The sequence below is a fragment of the Bradyrhizobium quebecense genome (assembly GCF_013373795.3).
GTDB lineage: Bacteria > Pseudomonadota > Alphaproteobacteria > Rhizobiales > Xanthobacteraceae > Bradyrhizobium > Bradyrhizobium quebecense.
This window is the reverse complement of the sequence record NZ_CP088022.1, coordinates 1-12,863: the sequence shown is the minus strand read 5'-3', so window position 1 is coordinate 12,863 and position 12,863 is coordinate 1. Positions and strand designations below refer to the sequence as shown.

The window sequence follows — 12,863 nt, the reverse complement described above, 5'->3', positions numbered from 1 at the left end:
TATGGTAGCTACAGAGGCGATCGATGGCGGTCTCAAGTATAACGATTCGCGCAGTACAAGCGCTCAAGTCAGGCGAAGCTATTTGGGACGCAGACCACCGCCAAGCGGTGCGGGGTTTTGGCGTTCGGCGTCAACGTGACCAGGCGACCTACGTCCTCAAGTACCGAATGTTCGGCCGGCAGCGCTTTGTTACCATCGGTCCTCATGGCGCCCCCTGGACGCCCGAGCTTGCACGCAGGGAAGCCAAGCGGCTTTTGGGCCTGGTTGCCGATGGCAAAGACCCGGCGGACGAGAAGGCCAAGGCCCGCATGCAGGCGGCCGACACCCTCCGGGTGATCGCAAATCAATATCTCCGGAACGCCAAACAAAGGTTGAGGCCCGGGACCTATGCGGGAATAGAACGGTACCTGTTGGTCAGTTGGAAACCTTTGCATCCTGTCTCGGTCTTCCAGATCACCCGGGGTCATATCTCGGCTCGTATCGCTGACATCGCATCACGTCATGGAAAGGTCTCAGCGGCCCGCGCCCGTACAGCCCTGTCCTCAATGTTCAACTGGGCAATACGCGAGGGCCTCGATATCGCCGCGAACCCGGTTCTCGGCACTAACCGACCTGCGCAACCGGGAAGCCGCGAACGGGTCCTCACGGAGACGGAGCTATCAGTCATCTGGCACGCCTGTGGCGATGACGATTACGGGCGCATTGTGCGTTTGTTGCTGGTCACAGCCCAACGCCGCGATGAAGTGGGCAGCATGCAATGGGCCGAACTTAATACCTCTTCGGGGATCTGGACGCTGCCAAGCGCCCGGACCAAGAACCATCGCGAGCACTCCCTCCCGCTGGTTCCCGCCGCCTTGGCCCTACTCCCGCCCCGCCGAACCGGCCGAGACTTCCTCTTCGGTGACGGACCCCGACGCAGCGGTGACCCACACCGTGGGTTCTCCGGCTGGTCAAAGTCGAAGGCCGCGCTTGACGAGCGCATCGCCGAGGCCCTAGGCGAACCCCTGCCCCATTGGACGGTTCACGATCTCCGGAGATCGGCGTCCACGGTGATGGCCGACCGGCTTGGCGTGTTGCCGCACGTCGTGGAAGCAATCCTAAACCATGTCAGCGGCCACAGGGCCGGCGTCGCCGGGGTATATAACCGCGCTCGGTATGCAACCGAAATGCGCAAGGCGCTTCAGCGCTGGGCGGAACACGTTACGGCCTTGTTGGCCCAAAAGCCGGCACATGTTGACAATGTGATAGCGGGCGCCGCGCTCTCTGATCTTAGATGTCTCCACGAGGCTGTCGGGATCCACTCCTAGGACGCGGACTCATTAAGGCGCAGCCATAGCCTGATTGACGCGAGTTGAACGAAGGCAAGGTAGTTGGCAGCAAGCCTGTCGTAGCGCGTTGCGACCCGACGACATTGTTTGATCCTGTTGAAGAACCGCTCGACCCGGTTGCGAGCGCGGTAGAGATAGGGGCTGAAGCAGATCGGGTCGCTGCGATTACTTTTCGGCGGGATGTTGGCCCATGCGCCTTTCTTCATGGCGAGTTCTCTGATCCAGTCGGCATCGTAGCCGCGGTCGGCAAGCATCGACCCGGATTTCAGGCGAGACAGCAGCCTTCCGGCAAGTCTAACGTCGTGGGCCTCACCGGGGCTCAGCGCCAGCCGTACTGGCAGACCATTGCTATCGACCACCGCATGAATCTTGCTCGTCAAGCCGCCGCGTGACCTTCCTGTCAATTGGCGCTTGTTCTTTGTGATGCAGGCTCCATCTGATGCACGCGGACAATGGAGGTGTCGATCATCTGGACAGTGGCATCATGGGCAGAGGCAAGTGCGTCAATGATGCGGCCCCAGACACCGGCCCGCCGCCAGCGGATGAAACGGTTGTAGCAAGTCGTGTATGGGCCAAACGCCTCCGGCAGGTCACGCCAGGGCGCTCCCGATCGCAAGACCCAGAAGATGCCATTGAGGACACGACGGTCATTTACCCGAGGAACGCCACGCGGCTTGATGGCAGCCCATTCCTAGTCGGCGAGTTCGTAGCGCATGATTCGAGCCCCCAGTTTGGGAACTTGAATCACAGTGGCCTGGCCGTCCGCAACGCTTCTGGGCCGGCGCCGGTCGGGCATTACGGGCAGAAGCGGATGGCAACCTGCAGATCGCCTGCTGAATCCCTCGAAAATGACTCTCAGCGACTTTGTCAGCGCATTATGAAGCCGCCGTCCACGGAGATCGACTGGCCGGTGACGTAGCTGGCGGCGTCGCTGCAGAGCCAGAGGACCGCATTTGCAATCTCCTCGGGCCGGCCGACCCGTCCCATCGGAATGCTCTTTTCCATGGCCTTGAGCTCGTCGCCTTGTCCGGCCGCAACCATTTGATCGGACATCGGCGTCCGGATAAGTCCGGGGCAAACGGCGTTGATACGGATGCCCCGAGCCGCATATTCCAGAGCCGCGCTCTTGGTGAATCCGACTACCCCATGTTTTGCGGCGTGGTAGATGCCGCGCTCGGCGCCGCCGATGAGTCCACCAAGCGATGAGCAATTGACTATGGCCCCGCTTCCCTGTTCGCGCATCCGACGCAACTCGAACTTCATGCAGCTCCATTCGCCACGAAGATTGATGCCCATGACGCGGTCGTAATCCTCGCGGGTCGTGTCGGCCGTCTCGGCCAGAACGTTCTGGACTCCCGCGTTGTTATAGGCCGCGTCGAGCCTTCCGAAGGCTGCGACCGTCTCCGCGACCATGGCTTCGACCTGCGCGTCATCCGAGACGTCGCACCGAATACCTATGGCCTTATGGCCCTGCGCGATCAGTTCGTCGACCGCAGCGTGCGTTGCCCTCTCGTTCCAGTCGGCGAGCGCGACGGAGGCTCCCGATTCCGCGAAAGCCTTTGCCGTGGCGTGGCCCAAACCGGACGCCGCGCCCGTCACTAGCGCGACCTTTCCTTCGAATGAGATCTTCATGGTAGCTCTCCTGTATGTTCGTCGTTCCGGCACGCGTGCAGTCAGCGCTGCGCGCGCTCGGCTTCTGCCGGCGGGTAGCGGTCGCCTACGATTTTGATCTTCGCGGCGGCGGCATCCATGTTGCGGATGTCCTCGCGCGTAAGCTCGATCGCGGCCGCGCCGATGTTCTCATCGAGGCGGCCGAGCTTGGTCGTGCCGGGGATCGGGACGATCCACGGCTTCTGCGCCAGCAGCCAGGCCAGCGCGATCTGCGCAGGCGTGGCGCGCTTCTGCGCGCCGATCCGTTCCAGCAAATCGACCACAGCACGGTTAGCCTTGCGCGCCTCGGGAGTGAAGCGCGGCAGGCTCGCGCGGTTATCGTTGCCACCGAACGAGGTGGTCTCGTCGATCTTGCCTGTCAGAAATCCCCGTCCGAGGGGACTGAAGGGGACGAAGCCGATCCCCAGCTCGCCGCAGACCGGCAGCACCTCCTTCTCGGGCTGGCGCCACCAGAGCGAATATTCGCTCTGGACCGCCGCGACCCGCTGCACGGCATGGGCGCGGCGGATGGTCGAGGCGCCAGCCTCGCTCAGGCCGAAGTGCTTGACCTTGCCTTGGGCGATGAGATCCCTCACCGCGCCGGCGACGTCCTCGATCGGAACGTCGGGATCGACCCGATGCTGGTACAGCAGGTCGATCGCCTCGACCCGCAGCCGCTTCAACGAGCCTTCGACGGCCTGTCGTATGCGTTCGGGGCGACTGTCGAGCCCGTCGGTATCAAGGTCGTGGCCGAACTTGGTGGCGATGACGACGTCCCTCCGGAACGGCTCCAGCGCCTCGCCTACGAGTTCCTCGTTCGTGAACGGGCCGTAGACCTCGGCGGTGTCGAAGAAGGTGACGCCGCGCTCGACAGCGGCCCGGACGAGCGCGATCATGTCGGCGCGGTTCGGAGCGGGACCCCGATGGTAGTTGAGGCCCATGCAGCCCAGGCCGATGGCCGAGACGGTAAGATCGCCAAGCTTGCGCGTTTGCATGCTAAATCTCCTTGTTTGACGGTCGCCCCCGCGGCCCGCGGCCGATTCGCTCGGACGCGTCGACGCAGCGAGGTGTCCGCGCACAGGGTCACTTGTGGTATTGCTCGTCGCTGACCTTTTCCATCCACTCGACATTCTTGCCGTCGAGCGATTCCGTGATGGCGATGTGCGTCATCGCATTCGTCGGTGTCGCGCCATGCCAATGCTTCTCGCCAGGCGGAAACCAGACGACATCGCCGGGGCGGATTTCCTCGACCGGGCTACCCTCGCTCTGCACCCAGCCAAGTCCGGTCGTGACGATGAGAGTCTGGCCGAGCGGGTGGGTGTGCCACATGGTTCGGGCACCTGCCTCAAAGGTCACTTGACCGCCGCTGATGCGTGTCGGGTCGCCCACCTGAAACAGCGGATCCACCCGGACGCTACCGCTGAACCATGCTTCGGGACCTTTGCCGGACGGCCGCGAGCCGTTGCGTTTGATGTCCATCGTTCCATACCTTCCATTGTTGACTGTCGCAGCGCGTGCAAAGGCCGCAGGCGTTGGTATCAGCGTCGCCAATGCGGCACCGGCCCAGAGAACGCTCCTTCGGGTGAAGGCATGCTGCGCCGGCGTCGGGGCGCTTCCGCAAAGCCGTAAGAGCGTGTGCGCCCTGTCCATCGGACGAACTCCGTCGCGTCGCGGGGGGGGGGGGCCGCTTCGGTAATCGCTGCTCCTAATTTAGCGCGCGCATCTATAGGGATTAGACGCTATAATCGGGATGGACCTATCAACAGGATCGATAAATGCGGCGTGGCAATCTCGACGATCTCTCGGTCTTTCTCGTCGTCGCCCAGGAGGGGAGTTTCACAAAGGCAGCGGCGAAACTAGGCGTGTCGCAGTCGGCGCTCAGCTACACCGTCAAGGAGCTCGAAGCCCGTCTCAAGCTGCGCCTGCTGACGCGCACTACGCGGAGCGTGTCGCCCACGGCTGCCGGCGAGCGCCTTCTGCGAAACGTCAGCCCGAGGATAGAGGAGATCGAGGGGGAGCTTGCGGCCCTGAGCGACCTTCGGGAAAAACCCTCGGGCACGATCCGCATCACGGCCACCGAATATGCCACCGACGCCGTACTCCTGCCGAAGCTCGCGAAGCTGCTTCGCGAAAATTCGGACATCAAGGTCGAGATCGTCAGCGATTACGGGCTGACGGATATCGTCGCGCAGCGCTTCGATGCCGGGGTGCGGGACGGCGAGCAGGTGGCGAAGGACATGATCGCCGTTCGCATCGGACCGGATGCACGCATGGCCGTGGTCGGCGCTCCGTCCTATTTCAAAAATCAGCCCGTACCGAAGAAGCCGCAAGACTTGGTTGAGCACAATTGCATCAATCTGCGTCTGCCCACCCATGGTGGCTTATACGCCTGGGAGTTCGGCAAGGGCTCACGCGCACTGAAAGTTCGCGTCGAAGGCCAACTGTTCTTCAGCACCACGACCCAGATGTTCCACGCCGCGCTCGCAGGTTTGGGATTGGCCTATCTGCCGGAGGGTCTGGTGCAACCACACATCAACAAGGGCCGGCTTAAACGGGTGCTTGACGACTGGTGCCCTCCGTATCCGGGCTACCATCTGTACTATCCCAGCCGGCGCCAACCCTCTGCGGCCTTTGCGCTGTTGGTAGAGGCGCTCCGGCATCGTCCCTGATGTGGGCGATCCCACAGTTCAACGTATGGTATAGCCGCCATCCACGGCGAGCGCGTGACCGACCATGAAACTTGCTTCTGAGCTGCACAACCAGAGCACGGCGCTTGCGATCTCTTCGGGGCGGCCAAGCCGGCCGATGGGAACGTTCTGCAGCATCGCGTTGAGGGCGTCTGCCTGAGTGGCCATCATCTTGTCTAACATTGCCGTATGGATGATACCCGGGCATACCGCATTGATGCGAATGCCCCTTGCGGCGTAGTCGAGCGCTGCGCTTTTCGTGAGCCCCAACACCCCGTGCTTCGAGGCCTGGTATGTTCCGCGTTTGGGGCCGGCGACCAAGCCGCCGATGGAAGAGCAGTTGACGATTGCACCGTTAGCCTGCTTGAGCATCTGTCGGAGCTCGAATTTCATGCAACTCCATACGCCGCGCAGATTGATCGAAATCACTCGGTCAAAATCCTCCCGTGTGGACTCGGCAGCTTCCACCGCGACATTCTGGACGCCGGCATTGTTGTAGGCGGCATCAAGCCTGCCGAAGACAGGGGCGGCCGGTAGACCCCGGAGCGCGCGATGCCAAGCAACAGGCATTGCCGACGGGATCGACAGCGCCTTGTCCGCGCGATCGAGCATTCCTCGACGGTCCGGCGTGCTCATCTTCCGAACCTCCGCGCTAAAAATCGCGCTCGACCGTCAGTTGTCCAATCTTGGCGTGCAGCTTCTCGATCTCGCGTTCGCGCGTTTCCTCGCTCTCGCGCCCGGCACCCACATCAAAGTCCGCGCCGCCTGGTCCAGCAGTTGCTTCTTCCAGGCATAGATCTGGTTCGGGTGAACCTCATAGCGCTGGGCCAGATCGGCCACCGTCGCCTGCTCCCGCACGGCTTCCAGCGCAATCTTTGCCTTCAGTGCCGCGTCGATCTTGCGTCTCGTCTTCGTCGTCATCATGCCCTCCGTGTATCAAACGGAGCGGCCCTTTTCCAACTGACCTCTGATCCCAAAATCGGGGTCCATTTCACTCGCGCCCCCGGGCGACATCAAATCGGAATGGTGGGCGAGATCATCTCGGAATCCTGGGCGAGATCAAATCGGTACACCCGGGCGAGATCATCGGAATCCGCACCGAGATGCAGCCCGTCGATTTGGACCACCAGAAGGTCGAGCGTGGACAGATCGGCAGCCATGAAGTCAGCCAGCCGCACCGCCGACAGCGCTACGAACCTCCGCGAGGCCGCCGACTTCGAAACCCCCGATCCGGGCGGTACCGGCACGTCACCCTCGGGCAGCCGGACGGCGCGGCCGAACCGGCGCGTCGACACATTGATCAGCATCAGGTTCATCGCCCCGCGACCGAGCCAATCCTCCTGCGCCGCCGTTTCCCAGCTCGGGATCGTGACCTCGCCGCCATCCACGCCCCGGACCCGCGGGCGCTCGACCTCGATCTTGCCGCCGTGGAAGCCGATCCGTCCCCGCGTTCGGCCCAAGGTGCGTCCGCCGCGCCGCCTCGCGATCGTGGCGCGGCCCGCCACAACATCCGCCTCCATCATCGTGCCGAGCGCCTCGATCCCTGCCGCAAGGCAGAACCGATCGAAGCTCGCCCGCACTTCTGCAAACGCTTCGTCCACCGCCCCGGTCGCCGGCCAACCAGCCGGTGTGATATCTCTATCATGGCGTTGCTCTTCTTTGTGGAATCAGCACCCCGAGCCTACCGGCTCAAGGTGGGCAACGCCGACCTCTTCAGAAATTCAACAGAACCCGGGACATCCCCGAATCACAAGTGATACTTTCGATTCAAGATTTCGCGGATCAGCGCGAGTCGGCGAAATTATGGGTAATTGAAAGCTTCGTCGTATGCGTACGACATCAGCCCCTGAGTCGGTTCTGCAGCGCCCGCCGATTGGCAACGAGGCTGCTGAGGTTCAGCAGGTGTGGTGCTCGTCCTTGCTCCAATTGCCTAACCAGCGCCCGCGTGCCGTCCACCACGAAGACGCCGCAATCATAAGTGTTCAGCTGCTGGGTCATGCCGCGTGACTCCAGGCGGGCGCCCAGCCTTGCTGCGAGCTCTGCTGCGGGCGTGTTGTTGTATTCCCCCATGGAGTCGTAGCGATAGGCAACCGGCCTTTCGCGGTCGCGGCGATCAACAAACAGCAACGACCAATGGGTGCCGGGGAGATTCGTAGCACGGGCATTGTTCACTGGCAGGAACAGGAAGTCGGCTGTGTCGTCACCATTCTGATCATGGACGATGCGCTGGAATGCGCGTAGCATTTCGCTCTCGGTGCCCAAGCGCAGGCTAACAAGGGTTATGAGAGGATCCACGAACCGCGTCCGGGCGGCGAGATTCGGATTGTCCCCCCCCAACTCTTGCGCCAGGAGCTGGTAATCTCTCAGGACATGCTCGTCGCCCAGCCATTCCGTGTCCTCGAGCACCAGCCCGCGGCCGTGAGGCGAGGCTGTCGGACCTAAAGCCCCGATCTGAGCATCGTAGGAGGTGCTCGGAAACGCCGGCACAGAATTAACATCGCCGCGTGATTCAGACGGCGTGGCCGCAGTCAGATCAACCAATGGAGGACCGCCGTAGGTGCTTGAGCGAGCCCCGGCAGCCTGCGCTGGCTCAAAGTGAGCATCGTCGCGCAACTCGGACGGTGTCGGCGCATTCAGAGCAAGAAATGGCTCAAGACCAGCGTAGATGTCTGAGGGAGCCCTGGTAGAGTGCGCTGGCGCAAAGTGAGCGTCGTCGCCCAACTCGGACGGTGTCGGCGCATTCAGAGCAAGAAATGGCTCAAGACCAGCGTAGGTGCTTGAACGAGCCCTGGCAGCCTGCGCTGGCGATGCTTCCAGCATCGGCCACATACTCCAATCAAAGTTGAGCGGCATCTGCGGCGACCAGGTTGAGGCGGACCAGGCAGGTTCCTGCTGTCCAGCTTGGACTATGTCCTGCGCCTGCTCCGGGGGAACCCCGGGCCACGGTGGGCCGTCTTCCACCATCAAACGCAGATCCTGATTATAACCTTCCGGGAGGACCAATGGCCGACTGACAGCTCGCTGCAGCGCCGTGGCATCTTGGTACCCACTCCCCTGCATCGTCGGCTGCGCCTGCCATGGCGATGCACCCAGTTGATGGGTGGGGGCCGACGTCAGCAGGCGACCGCCTGAAGCGACGATCTCGCTCAGTTGCCGCTCAATGGCAACGCCGTGCAGATTGTCTAGGGTCCTCGGCCTCTTCGCTGGCCTCAATTCAGCTGTGTCATGCTCATCGTTGATGACGACCTCCTCGCTTGGCAGGAGGTTGCTCTTGGCAAGTGCACCGATCGGCTCGTCCGGGAACTGCTGGCGGTCGTAGCCCCAATTCAAGGGACGAATGGACTCTCCGGGATCCGATGACTGGTCATGGCGCGCGGCTGGCTCAAGAAGAGATGACGACGGGCCGGGTTCGTCCATCAGCTCCCAAAGCAAATCCTGATCGTAGCCTTCTACAGGAAGCAGCTCCTTTGGCCAACTGCCCGCGTCCTGCGACGCGCTGTGCTGCGCAGCGGCGCCGCCGGCGGGCATCGGCTCCATCAGTGCCGCGTCTTCGGGATCAGGACCGGGGGAAATATGGCGCTCGAGCTCCATCGCTTTAGCGCCAGCCTGCGATTTTCGGAGATGGGTCAGTGCGGCACCGATCCGCCTATTACCACCGGCGTCCTTATAGTCCTCGACATCTCCATCCAACGCCTTGCCGGAAAGCCGAGCAGCAATGCCCTTCTTGTTGTTTTCACGCAGGTAGTCACTGAAACTGCTAAGGGCAAATGCATAGGTACTGGCGGTACCTGTCGTTGCTTCGTTTTTGTACTCCTTGATGAGAGCCGCGTCCTGGGGATAAGAATTCAGCTTAGCGCGGTCTGCGATCGGCACGATTCCGCCCGTCGACTGCGAGGTCCGGAGATGATCTATTGCCGTAAGGAGTCTCGTGGGATTACCCTTTCCGAAGAACTCGCGCGCATCAACAGTCAACGACTCGTCGTCGAGCCGAGCAGCAATGGACTTTTTGTTATTTGCGAAGAGCCAGCGGCCAAAGCTGAGAAGGCGATTTACATTGTACTTGGCAGTGGTTTCGGTGGCCCCGCCCTTGATGAGGGCCTCCTCAAGCCCCGAAATAAGGGGAGCGTCCTCGGAATAAAGAGACTGCTTCCTGCGAACCCCAGTTGATCGAGCCGGCTGCAGCGCCGAGGACGACGGGCCGGGTTCGTCCATCAGCCCCAAAACCAAATCCTGATCGTGGGCTTCCGCAGGAAGCTTCTCTGGCCAACTGAAAGCTCGCTGCGACGCGTTGTGCCGCGCAGCGGCGTCGCCGACCCGCCTCGTCTCCATCAGGGCCGCGTCTTCGGGATCAGGAAAGGGGGAAATATGGCGCTCGAGCTCCATCGCCTTAGCGCCGGCCGACGATTTTCGGAGATAGGCCAGCGCGGCACCGATCCGCCTATTACCACCGGCGTCCTTCTTATAATCCTCGACATCTCCATCCAACGCCTTGCCGGAAAGCCGAACAGCAATGCCCGGCTTGTTGTTTTCACGCAGGTAGTCACTGAAACTGCTAAGGGTAAATGCATAGGTAATGGCGGTACCTGTCGCTGCTTCGTTTTTGTACTCTTTGATGAGAGCCGCGTCCTGGGGATAAGGATTCAGCTTAGCGCGGTCTGCGATCGGCACGATTCCGCCTGTCGACTGCGAGGTCCGGAGATGACCTATTGCCGTAAGGAGTCTCGTGGGGTTACCCTTTCCGAAGAACTCGCGCGCATCAACGGTCAACGACTCGTCGTTAAGCCGAGCAGCAATGGACTCTTTGTTATTTGCGACAAGCCAGCGGCCAAAGCTGCGAAGGGGCCATACATTGGCCTTGGCGGTGATTTCGGTGGCCCCGCCCTTGATGAGGGCCTTCTCAAGCCCCGAAATAAGGGGACCGTCCTCGGAATAAAGAGGCTGCTTCCTGCGAACCCCAGTTGATCGAGCCGGCTGCAGCGCCGAGTGCGACGGACCGGGTTCGTCCATCAGCCCCAAAACCAAATCCTGATCGTAGCCTTCTGCAGGAAGCTCCTCTGGCCGACTGAAAGCTCGCTGCGACGCGCTGTGCTCCGCAGCGGCGTCGCTGACCCGCCTCGGCTCCATCAGGGCCGCGCGTTCGGGATCAGGAAAGGGGGAAATATGGCGCTCAAGCTCCATCGCCTTAGCGCCGGCCGACGATTTTCGGAGATGGGTCAGTGCGGCACCGATCCGCCTATTACCACCGGCGTCCTTCTTATAGTCTCCGACATCTCCATCCAACGCCTTGCCGGAAAGCCGAGCAGCAATGCCCTTCTTGTTGTTTTCACGCAGGTAGTCACTGAAACTGCTAAGGGCAAATGCATAGGTACTGGCGGTACCTGTCGTTGCTTCGTTTTTGTACTCTTTGATGAGAGCCGCGTCCTGGGGATAAGGATTCAGCTTAGCGCGGTCTGCGATCGGCACGATTCCGCCCGTCGACTGCGAGGTCCGGAGATGACCTATTGCCGTAAGGAGTCTCGTGGGATTACCCTTTCCGAAGAACTCGCACGCATCAACGGTCAACGACTCGTCGTCGAGCCGAGCAGCAATGGCCTGCTTTTTGTTTTCAAAGAGCCAGCGGCCCAATCTGAGAAGATGACCTACATTCTCCTTGGCAGTGCGTTCGGCAGCCCCCCCTTTGATGAAGGCCTCCTCAAGCTCCAAAATAAGGTCAGCATCTTGGGAATAAAGAGGACGCCTGCGGGTACCGTAAACCTCTGTTGACTGGCCAGGCTGCAGCGCCGAGGCGCCTGGCATCGGCCCGCCGCCTTTACCCTGCGACGCTGGAGGGCATTCGCGCCCGCTCGCCTGCATGATGGGCTGCGCCTCCGATGGCGATGCGGCGACTTGATGGGGGGGGGTCTGCATCAGCACACGATCACCTGGACGGGTGATCTCGCTTAGCTGCCGCTCAAAGGCCGCCGCGTCTGTCGACGGGGACACCGGTGCAGTCTCTTGCTGGGCGGCGCTGTTCGATTGTTGCTGCAATCGGCTAGTTGAGGTGAAATCCATCCGTTCTCACTTTCGAAGATATAGGCGCATCAGAGCTCGGTTTGGATCTCATGCGCGGGGCAATCGAGACGGCAGCGCGGCGACCAAATCCACAGCACAGAATGTGCTCTCAACGTTGGATCCAGCAACAAACCAGCGTGGATCCGAACCGTCCGCGCCGCAGGCAGTCGGACACTCGGATGTTCTTCCCCACAATTTTTGCTATGAGAGGAAGCTGTCGAGTACCTGACGAGCGCTGTGGGACGACGTAAAAAATTGGCTCTGACTCACTTTTGTTGCAGTCTGAACCGCCCCGGGTTTGCCGGAGGCTCCAACTCCCGAGAGGATGGAGCCATGACGAGCAAGACGACGAACAAGTTTTCACCCGAGGTTCGGGCCCGTGCGGTTCGGATGGTTCCGGATCACGCCAGCGAGCACCCTTCGCGGTGGGCGGCGGTGAGATCGATTGCCGCCAAGATTGGCTGCACACCGCAGACGCTACATGACTGGGTCAAGAAGGTCGAGATCGACAGCGGGCAGCGGACCGGCGTTCCGACGGAGATGGCCGAGAAGCTGAGGGCCCTGGAACGGGAGAACCGTGAGCTTCGACAGGCCAACGAGATCCTGCGCAAGGCGAGCGCTTATCTTGCGATGGCGGAGCTCGACCGCCGGTCCAAGCCATGATCGCCTTCATTGACGATCATCGTGGGGCGCATGGGGTCGAGCCGATCTGTCAGGTGTTGCCTGATCGCCCCCTCGACCTACCACGCCCATGTGGCCAAACGGCGCGATCCCGCCAGGCTGTCGACGTGCGCCAAGCCGGACGCCGCCCTGAAGATCGAGGTTCGGCGCGCCTTCGATCAAAACTTTTCCCTCTACGGCGTGCGCAAGGTCTGGCGCCAGCTCAAGCGCGAAGGCTTCGATGTTGCCCGTTGCACAGTGTCGCGACTTATGCGGAACATGGGTTTGCAAGGGTGATCCACGGCAAACCCATCAAGACCACGATCAGCGACAAGGCTGCGCCACGCCTGCTGGATCACGTCAATCGCCCGTTCAAGGCGCCAAGGCCGAACGTTCTCTGGCTCTCCGACTTCACCTATGTCGCGACCTGGACGGGTTTTGTCTACGTCGCCTTTGTCATCGACGCCTATGCCCGCAGGATTGTGGG

General features: G+C 61.6%; 9 protein-coding genes, 2 pseudogenes and 1 other annotated feature. Of the genes and pseudogenes, 3 read left to right on the top strand and 8 right to left on the bottom strand.

The features are described 5' to 3' along the window. Nucleotides 1-23: 23 nt before the first annotated feature. Nucleotides 24-1,307, top strand: coding sequence for a tyrosine-type recombinase/integrase (locus HU230_RS00055; RefSeq protein WP_224924249.1), 1,284 nt, complete (start codon nt 24-26; stop codon nt 1,305-1,307). Here HU230_RS00055 and HU230_RS00050 read toward each other — a convergent pair. The 4 genes from HU230_RS00050 to HU230_RS00035 all read right to left on the bottom strand — a co-directional run bounded on the left by HU230_RS00050 (nt 1,304) and on the right by HU230_RS00035 (nt 4,457). Next, nucleotides 1,304-2,007, bottom strand: a protein-coding gene (locus HU230_RS00050; RefSeq protein WP_371821831.1) for an IS5 family transposase whose coding sequence is annotated in 2 segments (ribosomal slippage) — nt 1,304-1,764 and nt 1,764-2,007 — 705 coding nt in all. Because the reading frame shifts where the segments join, the coding sequence is not laid out codon by codon here. The genes HU230_RS00055 and HU230_RS00050 overlap by 4 nt on opposite strands. 188 nt (nt 2,008-2,195) lie before the next feature. After that, nucleotides 2,196-2,960, bottom strand: a complete 765-nt coding sequence (locus HU230_RS00045) for an SDR family NAD(P)-dependent oxidoreductase (protein WP_173640849.1) — start codon at nt 2,958-2,960, stop codon at nt 2,196-2,198. 41 nt (nt 2,961-3,001) lie between these two features. Further along, nucleotides 3,002-3,973 (bottom strand): aldo/keto reductase, encoded by a 972-nt coding sequence (locus HU230_RS00040; protein ID WP_173640848.1) that lies wholly within the window; start codon nt 3,971-3,973, stop codon nt 3,002-3,004. A gap of 88 nt (nt 3,974-4,061) precedes the next feature. Beyond that, the gene (locus HU230_RS00035) at nt 4,062-4,457 is read right to left on the bottom strand and encodes a (R)-mandelonitrile lyase (protein WP_173640847.1); all 396 of its coding nucleotides are present in this window, start codon (nt 4,455-4,457) and stop codon (nt 4,062-4,064) included. A gap of 296 nt (nt 4,458-4,753) precedes the next feature. Between HU230_RS00035 and HU230_RS00030 the strand changes: the two genes are divergently transcribed. Next, entirely contained in the window at nt 4,754-5,647 is an 894-nt protein-coding gene (locus tag HU230_RS00030; protein ID WP_176533511.1) for a LysR family transcriptional regulator, read from the top strand. 18 nt (nt 5,648-5,665) lie between these two features. Here the strand turns inward: HU230_RS00030 and HU230_RS00025 are convergent, their stop codons facing one another. The 4 genes and pseudogenes from HU230_RS00025 to HU230_RS00010 form a co-directional block, all read right to left on the bottom strand. Then, the gene (locus tag HU230_RS00025) at nt 5,666-6,301 is read right to left on the bottom strand and encodes an SDR family oxidoreductase (protein ID WP_173640845.1); all 636 of its coding nucleotides are present in this window, start codon (nt 6,299-6,301) and stop codon (nt 5,666-5,668) included. A gap of 36 nt (nt 6,302-6,337) precedes the next feature. Continuing rightward, complete coding sequence (locus tag HU230_RS00020) at nt 6,338-6,586, bottom strand: transposase (protein WP_173640844.1); 249 nt, start codon at nt 6,584-6,586, stop codon at nt 6,338-6,340. A gap of 170 nt (nt 6,587-6,756) precedes the next feature. Next, nucleotides 6,757-7,299: pseudogene (locus HU230_RS00015) on the bottom strand (IS256 family transposase); the annotation flags it as partial. Nucleotides 7,300-7,504: 205 nt separating this feature from the next. Next, nucleotides 7,505-11,716: a Ulp1 family isopeptidase gene (locus tag HU230_RS00010; RefSeq protein WP_224942768.1), complete on the bottom strand. Its 4,212-nt coding sequence runs from the start codon at nt 11,714-11,716 to the stop codon at nt 7,505-7,507. A 333-nt stretch (nt 11,717-12,049) separates the two neighbouring features. On the opposite strand from HU230_RS00010, the pseudogene HU230_RS00005 reads away from it, so the two are divergent. Then, nucleotides 12,050-12,861, top strand: a pseudogene (locus HU230_RS00005) (IS3 family transposase); the annotation flags it as partial. Further along, nucleotides 12,334-12,451 (top strand) — a sequence feature (AL1L pseudoknot). (Overlaps the previous pseudogene by 118 nt.) Nucleotides 12,862-12,863: the final 2 nt, after the last annotated feature.